Source organism: Bradyrhizobium sp. DN3 (assembly GCF_041357655.1).
Taxonomy (GTDB): domain Bacteria; phylum Pseudomonadota; class Alphaproteobacteria; order Rhizobiales; family Xanthobacteraceae; genus Bradyrhizobium.
In genome coordinates this window covers 25,181-49,378 of the sequence record NZ_JAULLN010000036.1, presented here as the reverse complement: position 1 = coordinate 49,378, position 24,198 = coordinate 25,181, and the positions used below count along the sequence as shown (strand labels likewise).

The 24,198-nt window shown below is 65.2% G+C and carries 20 protein-coding genes; 14 read left to right on the top strand and 6 right to left on the bottom strand.

The window, feature by feature from the left end:
- The first annotated feature begins 294 nt into the window (after positions 1-294).
- On the top strand, positions 295-666 hold the full coding sequence (locus AAE027_RS35035; protein ID WP_128930646.1) for a DUF2794 domain-containing protein: 372 nt from the start codon (positions 295-297) through the stop codon (positions 664-666).
- 89 nt (positions 667-755) lie between these two features.
- Here the strand turns inward: AAE027_RS35035 and AAE027_RS35030 are convergent, their stop codons facing one another.
- The 4 genes from AAE027_RS35030 to AAE027_RS35015 all read right to left on the bottom strand — a co-directional run bounded on the left by AAE027_RS35030 (position 756) and on the right by AAE027_RS35015 (position 5,897).
- A complete protein-coding gene (locus AAE027_RS35030) occupies positions 756-1,286 on the bottom strand; it encodes a GNAT family N-acetyltransferase (RefSeq protein ID WP_370990246.1) in 531 nt (176 codons plus the stop codon).
- Positions 1,287-1,546: 260 nt separating this feature from the next.
- Positions 1,547-2,338, bottom strand: coding sequence for a Bax inhibitor-1/YccA family protein (locus tag AAE027_RS35025; RefSeq protein WP_025575992.1), 792 nt, complete (start codon positions 2,336-2,338; stop codon positions 1,547-1,549).
- 269 nt (positions 2,339-2,607) lie between these two features.
- Positions 2,608-5,178: an ABC transporter permease gene (locus AAE027_RS35020; RefSeq protein WP_370990245.1), complete on the bottom strand. Its 2,571-nt coding sequence runs from the start codon at positions 5,176-5,178 to the stop codon at positions 2,608-2,610.
- A complete protein-coding gene (locus tag AAE027_RS35015; protein WP_370990244.1) occupies positions 5,175-5,897 on the bottom strand; it encodes an ABC transporter ATP-binding protein in 723 nt (240 codons plus the stop codon). Before AAE027_RS35015 ends, AAE027_RS35020 begins: the two co-directional genes overlap by 4 nt.
- Before the next feature lie 55 nt (positions 5,898-5,952).
- Here AAE027_RS35015 and AAE027_RS35010 point away from each other — a divergent pair, with 55 nt between their 5' ends.
- The 12 genes from AAE027_RS35010 (at position 5,953) to AAE027_RS34955 (ending at position 20,069) form a co-directional block, all read left to right on the top strand.
- Positions 5,953-6,588 (top strand): arylesterase, encoded by a 636-nt coding sequence (locus AAE027_RS35010; RefSeq protein ID WP_370990243.1) that lies wholly within the window; start codon positions 5,953-5,955, stop codon positions 6,586-6,588.
- 175 nt (positions 6,589-6,763) lie between these two features.
- Positions 6,764-7,300 carry an RNA 2',3'-cyclic phosphodiesterase gene (gene thpR / locus AAE027_RS35005; protein ID WP_091893084.1) on the top strand — a complete coding sequence of 179 codons (537 nt, stop codon included), beginning with the start codon at positions 6,764-6,766 and terminating at the stop codon, positions 7,298-7,300.
- A gap of 173 nt (positions 7,301-7,473) precedes the next feature.
- Positions 7,474-8,658 (top strand): cell division protein ZapE, encoded by a 1,185-nt coding sequence (gene zapE, locus AAE027_RS35000; protein ID WP_370990242.1) that lies wholly within the window; start codon positions 7,474-7,476, stop codon positions 8,656-8,658.
- Between the two features lie 251 nt (positions 8,659-8,909).
- On the top strand, positions 8,910-9,878 hold the full coding sequence (gene mdh, locus AAE027_RS34995; protein WP_091893088.1) for a malate dehydrogenase: 969 nt from the start codon (positions 8,910-8,912) through the stop codon (positions 9,876-9,878).
- A gap of 219 nt (positions 9,879-10,097) precedes the next feature.
- Complete coding sequence (gene sucC / locus AAE027_RS34990) at positions 10,098-11,294, top strand: ADP-forming succinate--CoA ligase subunit beta (RefSeq protein WP_091893090.1); 1,197 nt, start codon at positions 10,098-10,100, stop codon at positions 11,292-11,294.
- 4 nt (positions 11,295-11,298) lie between these two features.
- A complete protein-coding gene (locus AAE027_RS34985) occupies positions 11,299-11,778 on the top strand; it encodes a DUF1579 family protein (RefSeq protein WP_370990241.1) in 480 nt (159 codons plus the stop codon).
- 33 nt (positions 11,779-11,811) lie between these two features.
- Entirely contained in the window at positions 11,812-12,696 is an 885-nt protein-coding gene (sucD, locus tag AAE027_RS34980) for a succinate--CoA ligase subunit alpha (RefSeq protein ID WP_370990240.1), read from the top strand.
- 136 nt (positions 12,697-12,832) lie between these two features.
- On the top strand, positions 12,833-15,790 hold the full coding sequence (locus AAE027_RS34975) for a 2-oxoglutarate dehydrogenase E1 component (RefSeq protein WP_091893096.1): 2,958 nt from the start codon (positions 12,833-12,835) through the stop codon (positions 15,788-15,790).
- A gap of 201 nt (positions 15,791-15,991) precedes the next feature.
- On the top strand, positions 15,992-17,233 hold the full coding sequence (gene odhB / locus AAE027_RS34970) for a 2-oxoglutarate dehydrogenase complex dihydrolipoyllysine-residue succinyltransferase (protein WP_370990239.1): 1,242 nt from the start codon (positions 15,992-15,994) through the stop codon (positions 17,231-17,233).
- 67 nt (positions 17,234-17,300) lie between these two features.
- A complete protein-coding gene (locus AAE027_RS34965; protein WP_370990238.1) occupies positions 17,301-18,050 on the top strand; it encodes an SDR family oxidoreductase in 750 nt (249 codons plus the stop codon).
- 54 nt (positions 18,051-18,104) lie between these two features.
- Positions 18,105-19,505, top strand: a complete 1,401-nt coding sequence (lpdA, locus tag AAE027_RS34960; protein ID WP_370990237.1) for a dihydrolipoyl dehydrogenase — start codon at positions 18,105-18,107, stop codon at positions 19,503-19,505.
- Between the two features lie 33 nt (positions 19,506-19,538).
- A complete protein-coding gene (locus AAE027_RS34955) occupies positions 19,539-20,069 on the top strand; it encodes a hypothetical protein (protein ID WP_370990236.1) in 531 nt (176 codons plus the stop codon).
- Between the two features lie 110 nt (positions 20,070-20,179).
- On the opposite strand, the gene AAE027_RS34950 is transcribed toward AAE027_RS34955, so the two are convergent.
- Both AAE027_RS34950 and AAE027_RS34945 read right to left on the bottom strand, forming a co-directional pair.
- The gene (locus AAE027_RS34950; RefSeq protein ID WP_128942448.1) at positions 20,180-20,770 is read right to left on the bottom strand and encodes a DUF4337 domain-containing protein; all 591 of its coding nucleotides are present in this window, start codon (positions 20,768-20,770) and stop codon (positions 20,180-20,182) included.
- 81 nt (positions 20,771-20,851) lie between these two features.
- Complete coding sequence (locus AAE027_RS34945) at positions 20,852-21,817, bottom strand: tyrosine recombinase XerC (RefSeq protein ID WP_370990235.1); 966 nt, start codon at positions 21,815-21,817, stop codon at positions 20,852-20,854.
- A 111-nt stretch (positions 21,818-21,928) separates the two neighbouring features.
- On the opposite strand from AAE027_RS34945, the gene AAE027_RS34940 reads away from it, so the two are divergent.
- Complete coding sequence (locus AAE027_RS34940) at positions 21,929-24,139, top strand: primosomal protein N' (protein WP_370990234.1); 2,211 nt, start codon at positions 21,929-21,931, stop codon at positions 24,137-24,139.
- Positions 24,140-24,198: the final 59 nt, after the last annotated feature.

Here is a 24,198-nt window from a genome sequence, read left to right as displayed (position 1 = left end):
GCTGGGGGCTGAGGAATCCGGAACCGAAGGACCGGGCCAACGCACGTGAGCCTTTTCGCAGTGCAGGGCGGCAGTCGCTAGGCGGAAAAGCGGCGACACTATGATTCCTGCTAACGATCCCGTGACGGTTTGCCGCGACAAAGTTCCACCATTGCGTGTGTCCCGATTCGATGAGTCGAACGGGGAGGCCCCTTGCGGTAGGGACCGGTTGGCGCAATCATGCAACTGTCATGATGCCAGAGGTTCCGGTTGTCGCGGACGCGGGTCATGCCGTGCGATGAGGAGGCGCTTCCCATGAATCTGATGTCGGAGGATGCCGAGCCGAGCGAGCAGCGCGCGGCGGCGCGCCCCGCCGCTGCGACGACGCAGCCGAATCGGGTGACGTTCAACCGCCTCGAGCTGCACCGGATTCTCAATCTCTACGGCCGCATGGTCGCCGACGGCGAGTGGCGCGACTACGCTATCGACTTCCTGAAGGACCGCGCCGTGTTCTCGGTCTATCGCCGCGCCTCGGAAGTGCCGATCTATCGGATCGAGAAGGACCCGCGGCTTGCGCGCAAGCAGGGCATGTACAGCGTGATCTCGGCGACCGGCCTGATCCTGCGCCGCGGCCACGAGCTCGAACGCGTCCTGCTGGTGATCGATCGGAAGCTGGCGGTGGTGTGAGGCTTTCGTAGCCCGGATGAGCGAAGCGACATCCGGGACTTTGCTTGCACCGTTCCCGGGTATCGCTTCGCTCACCCGGGCTACGGCATCTACTTCCCCGGCACCGTGCGCGCGCCCTCGCCGAGGTCACGTTGCATCATCACCGTATCCAGCCAGCGGCCGAATTTCAGCCCGACATTGGGATGCGTGCCGATCATCTTGAAGCCGCTCTTGGTGTGAACGCCGATCGAGCCGGCATTGGCGGAATCGCCGATCACGGCGATCATCTGACGGAAGCCGCGCGTCTCGCATTCGGTGATCAGCCGCTCCAGCAGCAGCGAGCCGACACCGCGGCGGTGGAAGGAGGGATCGAGATAGATCGAATTCTCGACCGTGAAGCGATAGGCCGGCCGCGGCCGGTAGGCCCCGGCATAGGCATAGCCGGCGACGCGACGATCGAGGATGGCGACGAAATAGGGATAGCCGCCGTCGATCAGCGCGCGATAACGCCGCGTCATCTCGGCAAGGTCGGGCGGCTCCAGCTCGAACGTCGCGGTGCCCTCGCGGACGGCCTGCTGATAGATGGCGGTGATGGCGGGAAGGTCGGCCTCGGCGGTGGGCCTGATTTCAGGTGCGGACATGGGGAGAAGATTAGAGGCTTCCCGCGGCCGCTGGAAGGGGCTGCGCTGCTTCTCCGGCGTCATTGCGAGCCACCGGGTCCGCGCAACGCGCGGCCCGATGACAGGCTCCGCGAAGCAATCCAGAAATGCATCCGTGGAGGCACTCTGGATTGCTTCGTCGCAAGAGCTCCTCGCAATGACGGTGCCTGTGGGTACAGCCCCGCCACAAACAAAAACCCCGGCCTTACGGCCGGGGTTCATGTCGTTCCCTCGTTCTGGCGTTAGTCGCGCTGGCCGAGGAGCTGCAACAGCAGCGTGAACAGGTTGATGAAGTTCAGGTACAGCGACAGCGCGCCGGTGATGGCCGCACGCTCTGCGATGTCACCGCCGGCCGAGGCGTAGCCGTAGATGTAGTCGTTCTTCAGCCGCTGGGTATCCCAGGCGGTGAGGCCCGCGAACACCAGCACGCCGACCACCGACACGATGAACTGCAGCATCGAGCTCGCCAGGAACAGGTTCACCAGGCTTGCAATGATGATGCCGATCAGGCCCATGAACAGGAACGAGCCCATTCCGGTCAGGTCACGCTTGGTGGTGTAGCCGTAGAGGCTGAGCGCACCGAAGGTCGCCGCGGTGATGAAGAACACCCGCACGATCGAGGTGTGCGTGAACACCAAAAAGATCGACGACAGCGAGATGCCCATCAGCGCCGAGAACACCCAGAACAGGATCTGGGCCGTCGAGGGTGCCAGACGGTTGATGCCCGCCGAGATCACGAACACCATCGCGAGCGGCGCCAGCATGAACAGCCACTTCAGGGGGCTCACGAACATCGCGTAGCCGAATGGCGTCAGGAACAGCTTGCCGACGCGGACGGCTTCCGGCGTCGGGACGTCCGTCACGGCGGCCATGTAGACGCCGAGCGCGGCAAGGCCCGTGATGGCCAGGCCGATGCTCATGTAATTGTAGATGCGCAGCATATAGGCGCGCAGGCCGGCATCGACCGTCGCGGCGTCAACACGCCCGGCGGCCCTGCCGAAAGGAGAAGCGTAGTTACGGTCTAGGTCCGACATGGTCGAATTCCCGTTGGTTGGTCCGGTCCGGCATGAGGGTCGCCACGCCGCCGGTTCGTCAGTTCTATCTCGGATACCGCTGCCAGCCGACTAAATTTTGGCTCACAATCGGGGCTCCGAACCCACTCGATATGTGGGAAACTAACACATTCGCTGCAACCGTCCACGCGCGGCCGAATGTCGCCCTCGGCCACAATCCTGACGGGCGGACGTGGTTAATCGCAGGAATCGTGCGATTCCGCTCCCGCGCGCCCATCCGCTACCTTTTGTCACAAATTCCGCAACACCGTCGCGGGCTTTTTGTTCAACGCGAGCAGCGTGCCGGCGAGCCCGAGCCCCACAGTGACGACGAGCGCGGCCGCGACCACGCTGGCGGCGCTGCCGGCCTGCCAGACGAAACTCAGCGTCATCAGCCGCGTCACGATCATCCAGGCCGCGATGCTGCCGGCGATCACGCCGAACACTGCGGTGGCGAGCCCGATCAGGAGGTATTCGAGCGCATAGGCGCCGAGCAGCCGCAGCCGCGTCGCGCCCAGCGTCTTCAGGATCACCGCATCATAGACCCGGTGGCGATGACCGGCGGCGAGCGCCCCGCCGAGCACCAGGATCGCCGAGATCAGGGTCACCGCACTGGCGCCTCGGATCGCCAGCGCTAGGTTGGTCACCACCGAACCGACCGTCTCCATCACCTCGCGCACGCGCACGCTCGTCACCATCGGATAGGCGTCGGCCACTTGCTTGATGATCTTGCCGTCGCCCGCAGCGTTGCTGCCGGCTTCGGTCAGCGTTGCGATATGGGTATGCGGTGCGCCCTTGAAGGCGTTCGGCGAGAACACGAGGACGAAATTGATGCCGAGCCCCTGCCAGTCGATGGTGCGCAGATTGCCGATTCTAGCCGGGATGTCACGGCCAAGCACGTTGACCACGATCTCGTCGCCGAGCTTGAGACCGAGTCCGTCGGCGATCTTCTTTTCGATCGAGACCAGCGGTGGGCCGGAATAGTCGGTGCTCCACCATTCGCCCTCGACCACCTTGGACCCCTTCGGCAGCTCGCCGGTGTAGGTCAGGCCACGGTCGCTTTGCAGCACCCATTCGGAATCGGTCGAGGGCTTGAGCTCCTCGGCGCGCAACCCGCGCGCGCCGACGATGCGGCCGCGTAGCATCGGCACGTCCTCGACCTTGGCGCCGGGGGCAATCTGGCGCAGATAGAGGTCGAACTGCTCGGCCTGCGCGCTCGGGATGTCGATGAAGAAGAACGATGGCGCCTGCTCGGGAAGCGACGCCAGGAACTGCCGGCGCAGGTTGCCATCGATCTGGGTGATGGTGACCAGCACGGCGAGCCCGAGCCCCAGTGACAGCACGACGGACGGCGTCAGCGCGCCCGGCCGGTGGATGTTGGCGATGGCCAGCCGCAGCATTGGCAGCCGCGTCCGCGGCAGGTGCCGTGCGATGGTCATCAAGAGGGCGGCGATGCCGCGCAGCAGGGCGAACACGACGACGGAGGAGGCCACGAACACCGCGGCGATGCGCTTGTCGAATGAGAGCCCGATCACGACGGCGACGAGCAGGACGATCACGACGCCCATGAACACCAGGTAGCCCAGGCGCGGCCGGTGCCATTCGGAGCTGATGGTGTCGCGGAACAGCGCGGCCACCGGCACGTCGTGGACGCGGCCGAGCGGCCACAGGCCGAAGGCCAATGCGGTGAGCAGGCCATAGACGAAGGACAGCGCGAGCTCGTCGGCATGCACGGCCGGCACCACGGGCAGCGGCAACAGCTTGCCGAACAGGCCGACGATGGCGAAGGGCATCGCGGCGCCGAGCGCAAGGCCGATCACCGAGCCGATCGCGGCGAGCAGGATGACCTGCGCGAGATAGATGCCGAACACGTCGCGGCCGGTGGCGCCGACGGCCTTGAAAGCCGCGATCACCTCGAGCCGGCGGTCGATATGGCTCTTGACGGCATTGGCGACGCCGACGCCGCCGACCAGCAGCGCGGCGAGGCCGACCAGCGTCAGGAACTGAGTGAAACGGTTGATGTTGCGCTCGAGCTGCGGCGAGGCGTTGGAGCGGCTGCGGATCTCCCAGCCGGCCTGCGGCGCCGCGTTGCGCGCGTCAGTGATGAAAGTCTCGGTGGCGCGTTCGCCGTTGGCGGCGTCAGGCAGCTTCACCCGGTAGACCCAGCGCATCAGGCTGCCGGGTTGGATCAGGCCGGTGGCGCGCAGGCCCGCCTGGCTGATCAGGAAGCGCGGACCGAAGCCGATGCCGCCGGCGAGCTTGTCGGGTTCGGCCTCGACGGTGCTGCGGATCTGGAACGTCGCCGAGCCGATGGTGACGCGATCGCCGGTCTTGAGCGAGAGCCGCGCCAGCAGCGTTGGATCGGCGGCGGCGCCGAACGCGCCGTCACGCTCCGCAAGCAGATCGGACATCGGCAGCGGCGGCGCCAGTTTCAGCTGGCCGAGCATCGGATAGCTGTCGTCGACCGCCTTCATCTCGACCAGCGCGAGCTTGCCATCAGTCGAGCGCGCCATGCCGCGCAGGGTCGCGGCGGTCGACACGGTGCCGCGCGAGCGCAGGAACGCGACCTCTTCCGGCTTGGCCTCGCGCTGGAACAGCACGAACGAGACGTCGCCGCCGAGCAGCGTGCGGCCTTCGCGCGCAAGACCGTCGGAGAGGCTCGCCGAGACCGAGCCGACGCCGGCGATCGCCATCACGCCGAGCGCGATGCAGGCGATGAAGACGTAGAAGCCGCGCAGGCCTCCGCGCAATTCGCGCAGCGCGTAGCGCAGCGACAGCGCGACGGCACTAGGCTTCGCGAACGATTCGGCAGCCGTGCTCATGCGGGCGCGGACTGCGTGTCGATGCGCCCGGAGCGCAGGCGGATGACGCGATCGCAGCGATGCGCGAGCGAGGAATCGTGCGTCACCAGCACCAAGGTCATGCCGCGCTCGGCATGCTTGCTAAACAGGAGATCGATGATCTGCTTTCCGGTTGTCTCATCCAGATTGCCAGTCGGCTCGTCGGCGACGAGGATCGCCGGATCGGGCGCCAGCGCGCGCGCCAGCGCAACGCGCTGCTGCTCGCCGCCGGAGAGTTGCGTCGGATAATGATGCAGGCGATCGCCGAGCCCGACCGATTGCAGCTCCTGCGCCGCGCGCCTGGCGGCATCGGGATTGCCGGCGAGCTCGAGCGGCACCGCGACGTTCTCAAGCGCCGTCATGGTCGGGATCAGATGGAAGGACTGGAAGACAATGCCGACCTGGCGGCCGCGGAAGCGGGCCAGCGCGTCCTCGTCAAGGGCATTGAAAGGCGTGCCGGACACCACCACCTCTCCGCTATCAGGACGCTCCAGCCCCGCCATCACCATCAGCAGCGTGGATTTGCCCGAGCCTGACGGGCCGATCAGGCCGATCGTCTCGCTCCGGCCCACGCGCAGGCTGATATCCTTGAGGATGTGAACGCGTGCCGCGCCCGTGCCCAATGAGAGATTGACGTTGGAGATGGCGATGGTGTCCGCCGCGGTGGCGGCGAGCGAAGAGGTTTCGATGCGACTGTCCATGGTCCGGTCATATGGCAACTCCGCTGGCGCGGTCGAGAGGCGTTACGGATTGTTCATGCACATAGCCGTGTTGATGTTCGCTTTGATGACGGCCATCACGACGGCCTCGGCACAGGGGCAGAGGCCGATCAAGCTCGTCGTTCTCGGCGATTCCCTGAGCGCCGGTCTCGGCCTACCGGCCCAGGACGCATTTCCCCAAAAGCTGCAAAAGGCCTTGCAGACCAAGGGCATAGCGGTCGACATGATCAATGCCGGGGTATCCGGCGACACCTCCTCCGGCGGCCGCGACCGGCTCGACTGGTCGGTGCCTGAAGGAACCGAGGCCGTCATCGTCGAGCTCGGCGCCAACGACGCGCTGCGCGGCATCGATCCCGATTTGACGCGCGCCGCGCTGAGCGACATCGTTCAGCGGCTCAAGGCACGCAAGATCGCGGTGCTGCTGTGCGGCATGCTGGCGCCGCCGAATTACGGCGCCGATTACGCCGCGCGCTTCAATTCGATTTATCCGGAGCTGGCGAAAAAATTCGACGTGCCGCTCTATCCGTTCTTCCTCGACGCCGTCGCCGCCGACGCCAAGCTCAACCAGGCCGACGGCATTCATCCGACCGCGGCCGGCGTCGACATCATCGTCGAAAGGATGATGCCCACCGTGGAGGCATTCCTTGGCACGATCGCTGAGCAACGGCGTTGAAAAGCAGGCAGCGCTAAACGTAATTCCCAGGGTTTTACCGGGGTGAGGCGGGCTAAGCTTCGCAGAGTCACACAACTGCGATAGGAATCAGGGTACCGGTGATTCGTCGCCGGCTCTAATTTGGTTATGGTCCTGCTTCCAAGGGGCTGTACCCAAGCATCGGGAGTGCGAAACGATGCCGCGTTTGTTCACTGGTCTGGAAATTCCGGCCGAGATCGGCCAGTCGCTTTCCAACTTGAGGGGTGGCCTTCCCGGCGCCCGCTGGATCGATCCCGAAAATTATCACGTCACCCTGCGCTTCATCGGCGATATCGATGGTGTCTCCGCCAACGAGATCGCCTCGATGCTGTTTCGCGTCGACCGCAAGCCGTTCGAGGTGAAGGTGCAGGGCCTCACGAGTTTTGGCGGCCGCAAACCGCGGGCAGTCGTTGCGACGATCGCGCCGAGCAAGCCGCTGATGGAATTGCAGGCCGAGCTCGAACGCATGATGCAGCGGATCGGTCTCGATCCTGAAGGCCGCAAGTTCATTCCGCATGTCACGCTGGCCCGGCTGCACGACGCCTCCGATCGCGACGTCGCCGACTATCTCTCATTGCGCGGCTACTTCCCAAGCAAGGCGTTCATGGCGGAGCGCTTTGTTCTGTTCTCGTCCCGCGCTTCAACCGGCGGCGGCCCGTATGTCGTCGAGGACGCTTACGAGCTGTGCGCGTAGCTCGCTCTCATGCCCCGGCCGTAGAGCCGGGGCCCAGCGCTCAGCGATGAACGAAATTTGGCGATGAACGAAACGGTGGGTCCCGGATCAGCGCGTCCGGGACACGAATCCGCATACCCCGTCCACCAATTCACGGCTTGCAATTTCCGCCGGTCTCTGGCGGTAAGGGGGCCATGCTCACGACCCCAAGTTCCCCGTTCAGCGAGGCGTATCAGGCCGAGATCGCGTCCGGCGCGATCGAGCCGGATGCCGCGCAGGCCGAAGTCGCCGAGGCCTATGCGGCGCTCGACCTGCGGCTCGCGACTTACAAGCCGCAGCGCAAGCAGGGCCTGCTCAGCCGCCTGTTCAGCAGTGACAAGGACGAGGCGCCGCGCGGGCTCTACATCCATGGCGAGGTCGGTCGCGGCAAGACCATGCTGATGGACCTGTTCTTCCAGTACAGTACCGTCGAGCACAAGCGCCGCGCGCATTTCCACGAGTTTATGGCGGAAGCGCATGAGCGAATCTATGACTATCGCCAGAGCATCGCGCGCGGCGAGATCGCCGACGGCGACGTCATCGCGCTGACCGCGAACGCGATCTTCGAAGAGAGCTGGCTGCTCTGCTTCGACGAATTCCATGTCACCGACATCGCGGACGCGATGATCCTCGGCCGTCTGTTCGCAAAGCTGTTCGAGCTCGGCACCGTCGTGGTCGCGACCTCCAACGTCGCGCCCGACGATCTCTATAAGGGCGGCCTGAACCGGTCGCTGTTCCTGCCTTTCATCAAGCAGATCACCGACCACATGGATGTCGCGCGGCTCGATGCGCGTACCGACTTCCGCCTGGAGAAGCTTCAGGGCGTGCCGATGTGGCTGACGCCGGCCGACGTTGATGCTCGTGCCGCGCTCGACCGCGCCTGGTCGAAGATGAGCGGCGGCGCCCGATGCAAGCCGCACGACATTTCGATCAAAGGCCGCATCCTGCACGTGCCGTGCTCGGCCCATGGTGTGGCGCGGTTCTCGTTCGCCGATCTCTGCGAGAAGCCGCTTGGGGCATCGGACTATCTCAGGCTCGCGCACGACTATCACACCATCCTGGTCGACCATATTCCAGTGATGGACTTCTCCCAGCGCAACGCCGCCAAGCGCTTCATCACGCTGATCGACACGCTCTATGACAATGCGGTGAAGTTGATGGCCTCGGCCGATGCCAATCCGATCTCGCTGTACCTCGCCACCGAAGGCAACGAGGCCAACGAGTTCAAGCGGACGGCATCACGCCTGATCGAGATGAGCTCGGAATCCTATCTGGCGCTGCCTCACGGCCGCAAGGATTCCACCGCCAGCGGCTCGACCAAGGGCCTGGTAGAGACTTAAGTCCTATTTGCCAGCGCTGTCATTCCAGGGCGCGCCACGCGCGAGCCCGGAAATCCATCGCGTCACCAACTCTGCAGCTCAATGGATTCCAGGCCTGCGCCTGTCGGCGCATCCCGGAATGACGGACCGGGTATGGCTGCTATCGCGGCAAGCCCGACAATTGGGCATCCACCGACTTGAACGGGGGAGGCGAAAGGGATAACCACCCGTCTCAGTTTTCCCCTCCTTACGTGTCTAAAGGACAGGTTCACATGGCGCGCGACAAGATTGCTTTGATTGGCTCCGGCCAGATCGGCGGAACGCTGGCTCACCTCATCGGCCTGAAAGAACTGGGCGACGTCGTGATGTTCGACATCGCCGAGGGCGTGCCGCAGGGCAAGGCACTCGACATCGCGCAGTCCTCGCCGGTCGACGGCTTTGACGCGCACTACAGCGGCGCGAACTCCTACGAAGCGCTCGACAACGCAAAAGTTTGCATCGTCACCGCCGGCGTGCCGCGCAAGCCCGGCATGAGCCGCGACGACCTCCTCTCCATCAACCTCAAGGTCATGGAGCAGGTCGGTGCCGGCATCAAGAAGTACGCCCCCGACGCTTTCGTCATCTGCATCACCAACCCGCTCGACGCGATGGTGTGGGCGCTCCAGAAGGCCTCGGGCCTGCCGCACAAGAAAGTCGTCGGCATGGCCGGCGTGCTGGATTCGGCGCGCTTCCGCTACTTCCTGGCCGACGAGTTCAACGTCTCGGTCGAGGACGTCACCGCCTTCGTGCTCGGCGGCCATGGCGACACCATGGTGCCGCTGGTGAAGTACTCCACCGTCGCCGGCATCCCGCTGCCCGACCTCGTCAAGATGGGCTGGACCTCGCAGGCGCGTCTCGATGAGATCGTTGACCGCACCCGCAACGGCGGCGCCGAGATCGTCAACCTGCTCAAGACCGGCTCGGCCTTCTATGCGCCGGCGGCGTCGGCGATCGCGATGGCCGAGAGCTATCTGCGGGACAAGAAGCGCGTGCTGCCCTGCGCCGCCTACCTGAACGGCGAGTACAGTGTGAAGGACATGTATGTCGGCGTGCCCGTCGTGATCGGCTCCAAGGGCGTCGAGCGCGTGGTCGAGATCGAGCTCGCCGGCAAGGACCGCGAGGCCTTCGACAAGTCGGTCGGCGCCGTCCAGGGCCTGGTCGACGCCTGCAAGAAGATCGCCCCCGATCTTCTCGGCCGCTAAGCGCCAGCAATTCCCGCCGAAGCCCGAAAACCGGTCTTCGGCGGTTTCATTTCCGGGGTCCGGGTGTCCGGGCGGGCTCCGGGCCAGTCAGTGATCTCCCAGTTCAGAGATCTCGAAGTCAAAGAATCCGGGTTGCAGTTCCTGTGGTATATGGTATGCCAGCCACAAGACTGAGGTGGGCCCTTGGGGTCACCGCCCGCGGGTTCAGGGAGCGACCATATGAATATCCATGAGTACCAGGCCAAAGCGCTGCTGAGCGAGTTCGGCGTGCCGATTTCCAAGGGCGTGCCTGTCCTGAAGCCCGCTGACGCGGAAGCCGCCGCCAAGGCGCTGCCGGGGCCGGTCTGGGTGGTGAAGAGCCAGATCCACGCCGGCGGCCGCGGCAAGGGCAAGTTCAAGGAAGCCAGCGCCGGCGACAAGGGCGGCGTCCGCATCGCCAAGTCGGCCGCCGAGGTCTCCGAATTCGCCAAGCAGATGCTGGGTGCCACGCTCGTGACCGTGCAGACCGGTCCCGCCGGCAAGCAGGTCAATCGCCTCTACATCGAGGACGGCTCCGACATCGACAAGGAATTCTACCTCTCGATCCTGGTCGACCGCGAGACCTCGCGCGTCTCCTTCGTCGTCTCGACCGAGGGCGGCGTCAACATCGAGGAGGTCGCGCACAACACGCCTGAGAAGATCGTGACCTTCTCGGTCGATCCCGCGACCGGCGTCATGGGTCATCACGGCCGCACGGTTGCGAAGGCGCTGAACCTATCAGGCGATCTCGCCAAGCAGGCCGAGAAGCTGACCGCGCAGCTTTACGCTGCCTTCGTCGCCAAGGACATGTCGATGCTGGAGATCAACCCGCTGGTCGTGACCAAGCAGGGCCAGCTCCGCGTGCTCGACGCCAAGGTCTCGTTCGACGACAACGCGCTGTTCCGTCATCCCGAGGTGCTCGCGCTGCGCGACGAGACCGAGGAAGACGCCAAGGAAATCGAGGCGTCGAAATACGATCTCAACTACGTCACGCTCGACGGCAATATCGGCTGCATGGTCAACGGCGCCGGTCTTGCCATGGCGACGATGGACATCATCAAGCTCTACGGCATGTCGCCGGCCAACTTCCTCGACGTCGGCGGCAGCGCCAGCAAGGAAAAGGTCGCGGCCGCCTTCAAGATCATCACCGCCGATCCCAACGTGAAGGGCATCCTGGTCAACATCTTCGGTGGCATCATGAAGTGCGACGTGATCGCCGAGGGCGTCACCGCCGCCGTGCGCGAGGTCGGTCTCAGCGTGCCGCTGGTGGTTCGCCTCGAAGGCACCAATGTCGAGCTTGGCAAGAAGATCATTCGTGAATCCGGCCTGAACGTGGTGCCGGCCGACAATCTCGACGACGCCGCGCAGAAGATCGTGAAGGCCGTCAAGGGAGGCTAAGGCCATGGCCCAGGACCATCTCGCCGCATCATCTCCGCTCCCCGAACACACGCGCCTCGCCGCGTTCGCCGGCGAATGGAATGGCGAAGAGATGGTCTTCCCGTCGCGCTGGACGGAGGGCGGACCGGCCACCTCGCACGTCGTCGCGCGCATGGACCTCAACGGGTTCTATCTGATCCAGGACTCGGTCCAGATGCGCGACGGCAGGCAGATCTTCGCCACCCACGGCATCTTCACCTACGACCGCGACGATCGGACCTACAAATTGTTCTGGTACGACTCGCTCGGCTACACGCCGCCCTCGCCCGCCTCCGGCGGCTGGGTCGGCAAGACCCTGACGCTGGTGCGCGGCTCGCTCCGCGGCAATGCGCGCCACGTCTACGAGATCATCGACGACAATTCCTATTCGTTGAAGATCCAGTTCTCGCCGGACGCGGAAGGCTGGGCCGACGTGCTCACCGGCGTCTACCGCCGCATCCACTGACCTCTCACTCGTTAGTTCGCGAAAGCAGATCTCATGTCCATCCTGATCGACAAGAACACCAAGGTCATCTGCCAGGGCTTTACCGGCAAGAACGGCACCTTCCACTCGGAGGCCGCGCTTGCCTATGGCACCAAGATGGTCGGCGGCACCTCGCCGGGCAAAGGCGGCGCGACCCATCTGGGCCTGCCGGTGTTCGACACCGTGCGCGAGGCGCGTGAGAAGACCGGCGCCGATGCGTCGGTGATCTACGTGCCCCCGCCGGGTGCGGCGGACGCGATCTGCGAAGCCATCGATGCCGAGATCCCGCTGATCGTCTGCATCACCGAAGGCATTCCGGTCGTCGACATGGTGCGCGTGAAGCGTTTGCTGATCGGCTCCAAGTCGCGCCTGATCGGGCCGAACTGCCCGGGCGTCATGACCGCCGGCGAGTGCAAGATCGGCATCATGCCGGCCAACATCTTCAAGACCGGCAGCGTCGGCATCGTCTCCCGCTCCGGCACGCTGACCTATGAAGCCGTGTTCCAGACCTCCCAGGAAGGCCTCGGCCAGACCACCGCGGTCGGCATCGGCGGCGACCCGGTCAAGGGCACCGAGTTCATCGACGTGCTGGAGATGCTGCTCGCCGACCCCAAGACCGAATCGATCATCATGATCGGCGAGATCGGCGGTTCCGCCGAGGAGGACGCCGCCCAGTTCCTCAAGGACGAGGCCAAGCGCGGCCGCAAGAAGCCGATGGTCGGCTTCATTGCCGGTGTCACGGCACCTCCCGGCCGCCGCATGGGCCATGCCGGCGCGATCATCTCGGGCGGCAAGGGCGATGCCGGTTCCAAGACGGAAGCGATGAAATCGGCCGGAATCACCGTCTCTCCGTCGCCCGCGCGCCTCGGACATACGCTTGCCGAAAAGTTGAAAGGCTAATTCACTTCTTCGTGCTTTTCCGGGCGAAGTTTCGCAGCAAATAGGGTAAAGGGTGCCTGTCGCGCCGAGCCTCTGCCGGGAGCTCGGCGCCAGCGCCGTTTGTTATGCGCGAACCGAAATCGCCAGGAACTCCAGTATGTCTCGCCAGGACGCGAACGCAGCCTTTGCCCTCTCATCCTTTTTGCAGGGCACCAACGCCACCTACATCGACGAAATCTACGCCCGCTACGAGAAGGATCCGTCCTCGGTCGACGCCGAGTGGCGGGAGTTCTTCAAGAGCCTGAACGACCAGCCCGGTGACATCAGCAAGAACGCCGAAGGCCCGTCCTGGGAGCGCGCCAACTGGCCGCTGACCCCGCAGGACGACCTCACCTCGGCCCTCGACGGCAATTGGGCCGAAGTCGAGAAGGCGGTCGGCGGCAAGATCGCCGCCAAGGCGCAGGCCAAGGGGGCCGGCCTTTCATCCGCCGACCTGCTCCAGGCCACGCGCGACTCCGTCCGTGCGCTGATGCTGATCCGCTCCTACCGCATGCGCGGTCATTTCCACGCCAAGCTCGATCCGCTCGGCATCGAAGCCCCGCGCAACCGCGAAGAGCTCGACCCGCGCACCTACGGCTTCAGCGAAGCCGATTTCGACCGCAAGATCTTCCTCGATCACGTGCTCGGTCTCGAATACGGCACCCTGCGCGAGATCACCGCGATCTGCGAGCGCACCTACTGCCAGACGCTCGGCGTCGAGTTCATGCATATCAGCAATGCCGCGCAGAAGGCCTGGATCCAGGAGCGCATCGAGGGGCCGGACAAGGAGATCTCGTTCACCCGCGAAGGTCGCAGAGCCATCCTGATGAAGCTGATCGAAACCGAAGGCTTCGAAAAATTCTGCGACACCAAGTTCACCGGCACCAAGCGCTTCGGTCTCGACGGCGGTGAATCGCTGATTCCCGCGCTGGAGCAGATCATCAAGCGCGGCGGCAATCTCGGCGTGAAGGAGATCGTGCTCGGCATGCCGCATCGCGGCCGCCTCAACGTGCTGACCCAGGTGATGGGCAAGTCGCACCGCGCGCTGTTTCACGAGTTCAAGGGCGGCTCCGCCAACCCGGAGGACGTCGAAGGCTCCGGCGACGTCAAGTATCACCTCGGCGCTTCCTCGGACCGCGAGTTCGACGGCAACCGCATCCATCTGTCGCTGACTGCGAACCCCTCGCATCTCGAGATCGTCGATCCCGTCGTGCTCGGCAAGGTCCGCGCCAAGCAGGACCAGCACGGCGATCCGCCGGACATGCGCATCTCCGTGATGCCGCTGCTGATGCACGGCGACGCGGCGTTCGCCGGCCAGGGCGTGGTCGCGGAGTGCTTCGGCCTGTCCGACCTGAAGGGCTACCGCACCGGCGGCTCGGTGCACTTCATCGTCAACAACCAGATCGGCTTCACCACCTATCCGCGCTATTCGCGCTCCTCGCCCTATCCGTCCGACGTGGCGAAGATGATCGACGCGCCGATCTTCCACGTGAACGGCGACGATCCGGAAGCCGTCGTGTTCGCGGCCAAGGTTGCGACCGAGTTCCGGCAGAAATTCCACAAGCCCGTCGTCATCGACATGTTCTGCTACCGCAGGCATGGCCATAATGAGGGCGACGAGCCGGCCTTCACCCAGCCGGTGATGTACAAGAGGATCGCGGCCCATCCCTCGACGCTGGAGCTCTACTCGCGGCGTCTGGTCAGCGAAGGCGTGATCACCGAGGGCGAGGTCGACAAGGCCAAGGCCGATTGGCGCGCGCGGCTCGATGCCGAGTTCGAGGCCGGCACGTCCTACAAGCCGAACAAGGCCGACTGGCTCGACGGCAAATGGGCGGGCTTCAAGATCGCCGATCAGGAGGAGGATGCGCGGCGCGGCGTCACCGGCGTCGATCTCCCGATCCTCAAGGACATCGGCCGCAAGATCACCAAGGTGCCGGACGGCTTCCGCGTTCATCGCACCATCCAGCGCTTCCTGGAAAACCGTGCCAAGGCGATCGACAGCGGCAATGGCATCGACTGGGCGACCGGCGAGGCGCTGGCGTTCTGCACGCTACTCCATGAAAACCATCACGTCCGTCTGTCGGGACAGGATTCGGAGCGCGGCACCTTCTCGCAGCGTCACTCGGTCCTGATCGACCAGGAGGACGAGAGCCGCTACACGCCGTTCAACCATCTCGGCAGCGAGCAGGGCCATTACGAGGTCATCAACTCGCTGCTGTCGGAAGAGGCCGTGCTCGGCTTCGAATACGGCTATTCGCTCGCCGAGCCGAACACGCTCACGCTGTGGGAAGCCCAGTTCGGCGACTTCGCCAACGGCGCGCAGGTCGTGTTCGACCAGTTCATCTCCTCGGGCGAACGCAAATGGCTGCGCATGTCCGGCCTCGTCTGCCTCTTGCCGCACGGCTATGAGGGCCAGGGACCGGAGCACTCCTCGGCGCGTCTCGAGCGTTACTTGCAGATGTGCGCGGAAGACAACATGCAGGTGGTCTACCCGACCACGCCGGCGAACTACTTCCATGTGCTGCGGCGCCAACTCCACCGCGAGATCCGCAAGCCGCTGATCATGATGACGCCGAAGTCGCTGCTGCGTCACAAGCGGGCGGTGTCGCGTCTCGAAGAGCTCGCGAAGGGCACGAGCTTCCACCGCATACTCTATGATGACGCCCAGATGCAGCCGAACGAGGCGAGCAAGCTCGTCCCGGATGAGAAGATCCGCCGTATCGTGCTCTGCTCCGGCAAGGTCTATTACGACCTCTACGAGGAGCGCGAGAAGCGCGGCATCGACGACATCTATCTGATGCGCGTCGAGCAGCTCTATCCGGTGCCGCTGAAGGCGCTGGTGGTCGAGCTGTCCCGCTTCAAGAAGGCGGAAGTGGTGTGGTGCCAGGAAGAGCCCCGCAACATGGGTGCCTGGCACTTCATCGAGCCCTATCTGGAATGGGTGCTGAACCAGGTGCACGGCGCGAGCCGGCGTCCGCGTTATGTCGGACGCGCCGCTTCCGCCGCGACCGCCACGGGTCTGATGTCCAAGCATCAGGCGCAGCTGAAGGCGTTCCTGGACGAAGCACTGAGCTAGACAATTTTAGACTGAGTCATGCCCCGCCTTGTGCGCAGTTGCGCAACTAGGGCGGGGCATCCAGTACTCTGCGACGTTCGTTCTGATCACCAACGTCTCGGCGTACTGGATCGTTCGCCCCCCGTGCGCAATTGCGCACAAGGCGGGCGATGACACCCGAGAATTCATGACCGCATTGGCGATCCCCTTAAGGAAAAGACCATGACTGAAATTCGTGTGCCGACGCTCGGCGAATCCGTCACCGAGGCCACCATCGGCCGCTGGTTCAAGAAGGCCGGCGATCCCGTCGCCGTCGACGAGCCCTTGGTGGAGCTCGAGACCGACAAGGTCACCATCGAAGTCCCGGCGCCCTCAGCTGGCACGCTGAGCGAGATCATCGCCGCCGACGGTGCGACCGTTGCGGTCGGCGCGCTGCTCGGCCAGATCACGGAAGGCGCAGGCGCTGCAAAGCCCGCCGCTGCTCCCGCCAAGGCTGCCGCTGCTCCGGCTGCCGCTGCAGCCGCTGCTGCACCGGCCGCGGCCGCGAAGGCGCCGCCGGCTGATGCGCCACTCGCCCCGTCCGTTCGCAAGCTATCGGCCGAGACCGGCATCGACGCCTCGACCGTTCCGGGCTCCGGCAAGGACGGCCGCGTCACCAAGGGCGACATGCTCGCCGCGATCGAGCGTGCGGCCTCCGCGCCGACCCCGGTCAACCAGCCCGCCGCCGCCGTTCAGGTCCGCGCGCCGTCGCCGGCCGATGACGCCGCCCGCGAAGAGCGCGTCAAGATGACCCGCCTGCGCCAGACCATCGCGCGCCGGCTCAAGGACGTGCAGAACACCGCCGCCATGCTCACGACCTTCAACGAGGTCGACATGACCAACGTCATGGCGCTGCGTGCCCACTACAAGGATGCGTTCGAGAAGAAGCATGGCGCCAAGCTCGGCTTCATGGGCTTCTTCACCAAGGCCGTCGTGCAGGCGCTGAAGGACATCCCGGCCGTCAACGCCGAGATCGACGGCGGCGATCTGATCTACAAGAACTATTACCACGTCGGCGTTGCCGTCGGTACCGACAAGGGCCTTGTCGTCCCCGTGGTGCGCGACTGCGACCACAAGTCGATTTCCGACATCGAGAAGAGCATCGCTGATTTCGGTCGCCGCGCCCGCGACGGCCAGCTCAAGATCGACGAGATGCAGGGCGGCACCTTCACCATCACCAACGGCGGCATCTACGGCTCGCTGATGTCGACCCCGATCCTGAACGCGCCGCAGTCCGGCATTTTGGGCATGCACAAGATCCAGGAGCGGCCGATGGTCGTCGGCGGCAAGATCGAGGTCCGCCCGATGATGTACCTGGCGCTGTCCTACGATCACCGCGTGATCGACGGCAAGGAAGCCGTCACCTTCCTGGTCCGCGTCAAGGAGAGCCTGGAAGATCCGGCACGCCTGGTGCTCGATCTCTGATCCCTGATGCTTTGCGAGCGCCGTCGCAACTAAACGCGACGGCGCATGTCGAACCATGGAGGCGCGCATGACGGATAAAGTCGTTGTCATCACCGGCGGCAGCCGCGGCATCGGACGGGCGACCGCGCTTGCGGCGGCCGCGCGCGGCTTCCGCGTCGTGGTCGGCTACGCCAGCAACAAGCAGGCTGCGGACGAAGTCGTGGCCGCGATCGAAGCTAGGAACGGCAAGGCCATCGCGGTGAAATGCGATGTCGCGGAGGAAAGCGACATCCTCGAACTGTTCAAGCAAGCCGACAAGTTCGGCACGCTTGGCGCGCTCGTCAACAATGGCGGCATCGTCGGCAAGAGCGGCGTGCGCGTCGACGAGATGTCCGCCGAGCGCATCCAGCGCGTGATGGCGGTGAACGTCACCGGCTCCATCCTCTGCGCGCGCGAGGCGGTGAAGCGGATGTCGACCAAGCATGGCGGCAAAGGCGGCGTCATCGTCAACCTGTCGTCGGTCGCGGCCAAGCTCGGCTCACCCAATACCTATGTCGATTATGCGGCCTCCAAGGGCGCGATCGATTCCTTCACCATTGGGCTCGGCTATGAGGTTGCGGGCGAAGGCATCCGCGTCGCAGGCATCCGCCCGGGCCTGATCGATACCGACATCCACGCCGCCGGCGGTGAGCCCGACCGCGCCCACCGTCTGGCCCATCTGGTGCCGATGAAGCGCGTCGGCACCGCCGACGAAATCGCCAACGCCATCGTCTGGCTGATCTCGGACGAGGCCTCCTACGTCACCTCAGCCATTCTCGATGTGTCCGGCGGACGCTGACGCGCCGCGCGGACGCTGACACATCCTCACGCTAAACCTACGGGACTTCCTCTCATGGCTACCTACGATCTCGTCGTCATCGGCACCGGACCGGGCGGATATGTCTGCGCGGTGCGCGCAGCCCAGCTCGGCATGAAAGTCGCCGTTGTCGAAAAGAACGCCACGCTCGGCGGCACCTGCCTCAATGTCGGCTGCATGCCGTCGAAGGCGCTGCTGCATGCGTCCGAAATGTTCGAGGAAGCCGGCCATTCGTTCGCCAAGATGGGCGTCAGCGTTTCCGCGCCGAAGCTCGATTTGCCCTCGATGATGAATTTCAAGCAGCAGGGCATCGACGGCAACGTCAAGGGCGTCGAGTTCCTGATGAAGAAGAACAAGATCGACGTGCTCAAGGGCACCGGCAAGATCTTGGGCACCGGCAAGGTCGGAGTCTCCGCCGACGGCAAGGCACAGATGGTCGAGACCAAGAACATCGTGATCGCAACCGGCTCGGACATCGCGCGTCTTAAGGGTATCGAGATCGACGAGAAGCGCATCGTCTCCTCGACCGGCGCGCTGTCGCTGGAGAAGGTGCCCGGCAGATTGCTGGTCATTGGTGCCGGCGTGATCGGGCTCGAACTGGGCTCTGTGTGGCGCCGGCTCGGATCCGAGGTCATGGTGGTCGAATTCCTCGATCGCATTCTGCCCGGCATGGACGGCGAGGTCGCACGGCAATTCCAGCGGATGCTCGAAAAGCAGGGATTTGCATTCAAGCTGGGTTCGAAGGTCACCGGCGTCGAAGCCAACAGCAAGGCATTGCTCGCGAAAATCGAACCGGCTGCCGGCGGTGCCGCCGAGACCATTGAAGCCGACGTCGTTCTGGTCTGCATCGGCCGCACGCCCTACACCGATGGGCTCGGTCTGAAGGAGGCCGGCGTCGCGCTCGACGCGCGCGGCCGCGTCCAGATCGATCCGCATTTCGCTACCAGCCTGAAGGGCGTCTACGCCATCGGCGACGTCGTCGCAGGACCCATGCTCGCGCACAAGGCCGAGGATGAGGGCGTGGCGGTCGCCGAGATCATCGCCGGGCAAGCCGGCCACGTGAACTACGATGTCATTCCCGGCGTCGTGTATACCACGCCGGAAGTGTCCTCCGTCGGCAAGACCGAGGAGGAACTCAAGCAAGCCGGCGTCGCCTATACCGTCGGGAAGTTTCCCTTTACCGCCAACGGCCGTTCCAAGGTCAATCAGACCACCGACGGTTTTGTGAAGATTCTCGCAGATGCGAAGACCGATCGCGTGCTCGGCGTGCACATTATTGGCCGCGAAGCCGGCGAAATGATCCATGAAGCCTGCGTTCTCATGGAATTTGGCGGCAGTGCGGAGGATCTCGCCCGCACCTGCCACGCGCATCCGACCCGCTCGGAAGCGGTCAAGGAAGCCGCGCTTGCAGTCGGCAAGCGGGCCATCCATATGTAGCCACGGCCCGAGCCGAATCGGGCGGGACAACACATGCTGCGCCGCCTTCTTCAACCGGTCTGGGTCCTGCTTGCGATCGTCTTCCTGATCGAAGCCTGGCTGTGGGACCATCTCGAGCCGATCGTTGCAAAAGCCGTCGCAGCCATCCCGCTCGCGCGCTTCAAGCAATGGCTGACGGAGCGCGTCGATGCGCTGTCGCCGGCCATGACGCTGATCGTGTTCGCGGTCCCCATCATCCCGCTGTTTCCGCTCAAGCTGGTCGGCCTGTGGCTGCTCGCGCACGAATACTGGACCAGCGCGGTGTTCACGATCGTGTTCGCGAAGATGCTCGGCGTCGGCGTCACCGCCTTCGTATTCGACGTGACGCGCGACAAGCTTCTGGAGATGCACTGGTTCGAGCGGATCTATGAGCTCGTGCTGAAAGTGCGCGCCAAGGCCGCCGAGCTGGTCGATCCGATCAAGCGGCGCATCCGCGAGCTGATCACCGGCAACGGGGAGGGGTGGTCGTCACGGACGCTCCGCCTGATCCAGCGTTTCAGGAAGAGCGTGCACGAGGCGCGGTGACTCTCACCACGATGGCGTCGCGTAGCCCGGATGGAGCGCAAGCGTAATCCGGGACGGTCGCCCCGCATTCCGCTGCGCTCCATGCGGGCTACAAGCGCAGCCTCAGCCCCTCAATGCAAATGCAAGAGATGCGGCCACCACAGGCCGAGCGCAGTCATGATCAGGCCTGCGAGCGTCAGCACGCCGCTGACATAAGCGAGCGCGAACATGCCGGTGATGATGGTGGCTGACGCCAGCACGATGCCGATCTGGAACGCGGCCGAGGCCAGCTCGAAGTGATGGTACTTCGCGGTCGCCTCGTCGCGTTCGTGCTCGGCATGCTTGGCCTTCTCGGCGAGCTGCTCGGTGCCTTCGCCGGTCTCGGGCTCGGAGCGGTAGCGCTGCGCGGTCTTGGTCCAGTCGTCGACCTGTTTCTGCACCGTCGCCTTCATGGCGTCGTCGGTCGTGCCACCCAGCGTCAGCTTGCCCTGCTCGGCCGCGGTCGCCACCACGGTGCGGCGGATGCTCTTGGCCTGAAAGAACGCCCAGAGATTGGCGGCCTCGACGTTCTTGCTGATCGATTCGGTCTGGGCGCCCTTGCCGAGCGTCTCCGAGATCGCCAGGAACAGCGCCAGAACCGCGATCAGGAGCGCGATCTTCTTGTTCGAGCCGGACGCGTGTTCGGCGTGCTCGGCATGCTCCATGCTTTCATGTGCGCTCATATGTCCTCCTGCTCGGTTCCGCAACGATTGACCGAACCGCGTGCGCCGCGCAAGAGGCACGCGCGTTATGACATCAGTGTGTCACCGTCGTGGATGCGCGCTCGCATAGACTTCGAGCAGCCGCTCGGAATCGATGCCGGTATAGACCTGCGTGGTCGAGAGCGAGGAATGGCCGAGCAGTTCCTGGATGGCGCGTAAGTCGCCGCCGCGCGAGAGCAGATGCGTGGCGAAGGAATGGCGGAGCGCATGCGGGGTGGCGCTGTCGGGCAGGCCGAGCGCGCCGCGCAGCCGCTCCATCGCGAGCTGAATGATGCGCGGGCTCAAGGGCCCTCCGCGCGCGCCGACGAAGATCGGCCCCTCGGCGGGCAGGGGATACGGGCACATCGCAACGTACTCTTGCACCAGCGCGAGCACGTTCTGCAGCACCGGCACCATGCGGGTCTTGTTGCCTTTGCCCGTGACGACGAGCACGTCGCCTTCACCTGGCCGCGGCACCTCGCGGCGCTTCAGGCCGAGCGCTTCGGAGATGCGCAGGCCCGAGCCATACAGCAGCGCCATCACCGCAGCATCGCGTGCCAGAATCCATGTCTCGCGTTCCTCGCCGGCGCGCTCGTCGGCATCGGCAAGCCGTTTGGCCGACGCCATCGGCAGCGGCTTTGGCAGGCTTTTTGCGACTTTTGGCGCGCGGATCGCGGACAACGCGCCGACCTTGCCTTTGCCTTCGCGCTCCAAAAAACGTCCGAACGAGCGCAGGCCCGCCAGCGCGCGCATCAGCGAGCGGCCGGCAATGTCATCGGCCCGGCGCATCGCCATGAAGGCGCGCACGTCAGTGGCCTCCAGCGCAGCGAAGCGCGCCAGCGTCACCCGCTCGCCCCAATGGGCGCAGAGAAAATCCAGGCATTGCCGCAAGTCGCGGCCATAGGCCTCCAGCGTCTTCGGCGACAGCCGTCGCTCGGCGCCGAGATGCGACAGCCAGCGCGCCATCTCCTGCGCGATCGAGGGATCGGCGCTGGCGAGCTCGATGGGTGGGGCGGCCGCTTTGCTCATGCGCTCTGGACGTGGTGATTCCGCACAGTATATCGCATCACACTCGTTTATCGTTCGCTAAGGCCGCCCCGTGGCGCTAGCCTCGAGGCCCCAGGTTCCGATTCTCAATCCATGGATCACACACCGCGCAGCACGACCGCCACCGCCAACGCGACCCGCATGGTCGACGTGCTGGTGCCGGTCGCGCTCGACCAGACCTATTCCTACAAGGTGCCGCGCGGCATGGAGCTGAAGGCCGGCGATCTCGTCGGCGTGCCGCTCGGCCCGCGCGAGGTGCTGGCGGTGGTCTGGGCCGAAAACGCCAATCCCGATCCGCGCCTGCACAACCGTCTCAAGGACGTCAGCGAGAAGCTCGACATCCCGCCGTTGAAGCCGGAGCTGCGCTCGGTCGTCGATTGGGTCGCCAATTACACGCTGAGCCCGCGCGGCATGGTGCTGCGCATGTGCCTGCGGATGGGCGAGAATCTCGGCCCGGAGCGGGCGCGCGCCGGCGTGCGCCTGGTCGGTGATCCCCCGAAGCGACTGACGCCGGCGCGGCAGCGCCTGATCGCGGTGCTGTCGGACCGGCTGCTGCACGGCAAGTCCGAAGCCGCCAAGGAGGCGGGCGTCTCGGCCGGCGTGATCGACGGCCTCGTCGACGAAGGCACGCTCACGGTCGAACCGATGCCGCCGCCGCCGCCGCCGCCCGCACCCGATCCGGATTTTGGCCGGCCGGATTTCACACCGCTCCAGCGCGCCGCGGTCGACACGATGCGCGCGCTCGCCGCCAACGGCACCTTCCACGTCGCGCTGCTCGACGGCGTCACCGGCTCGGGCAAGACCGAGGTCTATTTCGAGGCGGTCGCGGAAGCCATTCGTCGTGGCAAACAGTCGCTGATCCTGATGCCGGAGATCGCGCTCACCGGCCAGTTCCTCGACCGCTTCGCGCGGCGTTTTGGCGTGCGGCCGATCGAATGGCATTCAGAGCTGACGCCGCGCACCCGCGCACGCAACTGGGCGGCGATCTCCGCAGGCAGTGCGCCGGTCGTGGTCGGTGCGCGCTCGGCGCTGTTTCTACCTTACGCCAATCTCGGCCTCATCGTCGTCGATGAAGAACACGATCAGGCCTACAAGCAGGACGACGGCGTACATTACCACGCCCGCGACATGGCCGTGGTGCGCGCGCATATCGCCAAAATTCCGGTCGTGCTGGCCTCCGCGACGCCGTCGGTCGAGTCCGAGGTCAATGCGCGCAAGAACCGCTATCAGCGCATCGCGCTGCCCTCGCGCTTCGGCGGCCAGCACATGCCGCATATCGAGGCGATCGATCTGCGGCGCGAGCCGCCCGCTCGCGGCCGCTTCATCTCGCCCCGGCTTGCCGGCGAGATCAAGACCGCGATCGAGCGGCGCGAGCAGGCGCTCTTGTTCCTCAATCGCCGCGGCTATGCGCCGCTGACGCTGTGCCGTGCCTGCGGCCATCGCTTCGCCTGCACCATCTGCGACGCCTGGCTGGTCGATCATCGCTTTCGTCAGCGCCTGGTCTGCCATCACTGCGGCTTCTCGATGCCGCGTCCGCACATCTGTCCGAACTGCTCGGCGGAAGAATCGCTGGTCGCGGTCGGGCCCGGCGTCGAGCGCTTGCAGGAGGAGGCGGCCGCGCTGTTCCCGGACGCGCGCACTATGGTGCTGTCGAGCGACCTCATCACCTCGATCGAGACGATGCGCAGTGAGCTCGCCGAAATCGCGGAGGGTCGCGTCGACATCATCATCGGCACGCAGCTGGTGGCAAAAGGCCACAACTTCCCGCGGCTCAATCTGGTCGGCGTGGTCGATGCGGATCTCGGCCTCTCCAACGGCGACCCGCGCGCGGCGGAACGCACCTGGCAATTGCTCAACCAGGTGATCGGCCGCGCCGGGCGCGAGCAGGGCCGCGGCGTCGGCTATCTCCAGACCCACCAGCCCGATCATCCCGTGATGAAGGCGCTGATCGCCTGCGACCGCGAGGCCTTTTACGACAGCGAGATCGACCTGCGCGAACGCACGCTCTATCCGCCGTTCGGGCGGCTGGCGAGCCTGATCATCTCCGCGGGCGACCGCCCGAGCGCGGAAGGTTTCGGCCGCCGTTTGGTGGCGCTGGCGCCGCGCGACGAGCGCGTGGTGGTGCTGGGGCCTGCGGAAGCGCCGCTCGCGGTCATCAAGGGCCGCTACCGCTTCCGCATCCTGGTGAAATCGGCGCGCGGCTTCGATCTGTCGGACTATTTGCGCAACTGGCTCGCCGTGTGCCCGAAGCCGAAGGGCAATCTGAAGCTCGAGGTCGACGTCGATCCGCAGAGCTTTTTGTAAGGGCGTGCTCGCTCTTTCCACGTCATTGCGAGCCAACGGGTCCGCGCGAAGCGCGGCCC

Excerpts from the sequence above, each read along its gene's own strand:
- AAE027_RS35035 (WP_128930646.1), top strand. The coding sequence starts at position 295 with ATGAATCTGATGTCGGAGGATGCCGAGCCGAGCGAGCAGCGCGCGGCG.
- AAE027_RS35030 (WP_370990246.1), bottom strand. The coding sequence starts at position 1,286 with ATGTCCGCACCTGAAATCAGGCCCACCGCCGAGGCCGACCTTCCCGCC.
- AAE027_RS35025 (WP_025575992.1), bottom strand. The coding sequence starts at position 2,338 with ATGTCGGACCTAGACCGTAACTACGCTTCTCCTTTCGGCAGGGCCGCC.
- AAE027_RS35020 (WP_370990245.1), bottom strand. The coding sequence starts at position 5,178 with ATGAGCACGGCTGCCGAATCGTTCGCGAAGCCTAGTGCCGTCGCGCTG.
- AAE027_RS35015 (WP_370990244.1), bottom strand. The coding sequence starts at position 5,897 with ATGGACAGTCGCATCGAAACCTCTTCGCTCGCCGCCACCGCGGCGGAC.
- AAE027_RS35010 (WP_370990243.1), top strand. The coding sequence starts at position 5,953 with ATGCACATAGCCGTGTTGATGTTCGCTTTGATGACGGCCATCACGACG.
- thpR (WP_091893084.1), top strand. The coding sequence starts at position 6,764 with ATGCCGCGTTTGTTCACTGGTCTGGAAATTCCGGCCGAGATCGGCCAG.
- zapE (WP_370990242.1), top strand. The coding sequence starts at position 7,474 with ATGCTCACGACCCCAAGTTCCCCGTTCAGCGAGGCGTATCAGGCCGAG.
- mdh (WP_091893088.1), top strand. The coding sequence starts at position 8,910 with ATGGCGCGCGACAAGATTGCTTTGATTGGCTCCGGCCAGATCGGCGGA.
- sucC (WP_091893090.1), top strand. The coding sequence starts at position 10,098 with ATGAATATCCATGAGTACCAGGCCAAAGCGCTGCTGAGCGAGTTCGGC.
- AAE027_RS34985 (WP_370990241.1), top strand. The coding sequence starts at position 11,299 with ATGGCCCAGGACCATCTCGCCGCATCATCTCCGCTCCCCGAACACACG.
- sucD (WP_370990240.1), top strand. The coding sequence starts at position 11,812 with ATGTCCATCCTGATCGACAAGAACACCAAGGTCATCTGCCAGGGCTTT.
- AAE027_RS34975 (WP_091893096.1), top strand. The coding sequence starts at position 12,833 with ATGTCTCGCCAGGACGCGAACGCAGCCTTTGCCCTCTCATCCTTTTTG.
- odhB (WP_370990239.1), top strand. The coding sequence starts at position 15,992 with ATGACTGAAATTCGTGTGCCGACGCTCGGCGAATCCGTCACCGAGGCC.
- AAE027_RS34965 (WP_370990238.1), top strand. The coding sequence starts at position 17,301 with ATGACGGATAAAGTCGTTGTCATCACCGGCGGCAGCCGCGGCATCGGA.
- lpdA (WP_370990237.1), top strand. The coding sequence starts at position 18,105 with ATGGCTACCTACGATCTCGTCGTCATCGGCACCGGACCGGGCGGATAT.
- AAE027_RS34955 (WP_370990236.1), top strand. The coding sequence starts at position 19,539 with ATGCTGCGCCGCCTTCTTCAACCGGTCTGGGTCCTGCTTGCGATCGTC.
- AAE027_RS34950 (WP_128942448.1), bottom strand. The coding sequence starts at position 20,770 with ATGAGCGCACATGAAAGCATGGAGCATGCCGAGCACGCCGAACACGCG.
- AAE027_RS34945 (WP_370990235.1), bottom strand. The coding sequence starts at position 21,817 with ATGAGCAAAGCGGCCGCCCCACCCATCGAGCTCGCCAGCGCCGATCCC.
- AAE027_RS34940 (WP_370990234.1), top strand. The coding sequence starts at position 21,929 with ATGGATCACACACCGCGCAGCACGACCGCCACCGCCAACGCGACCCGC.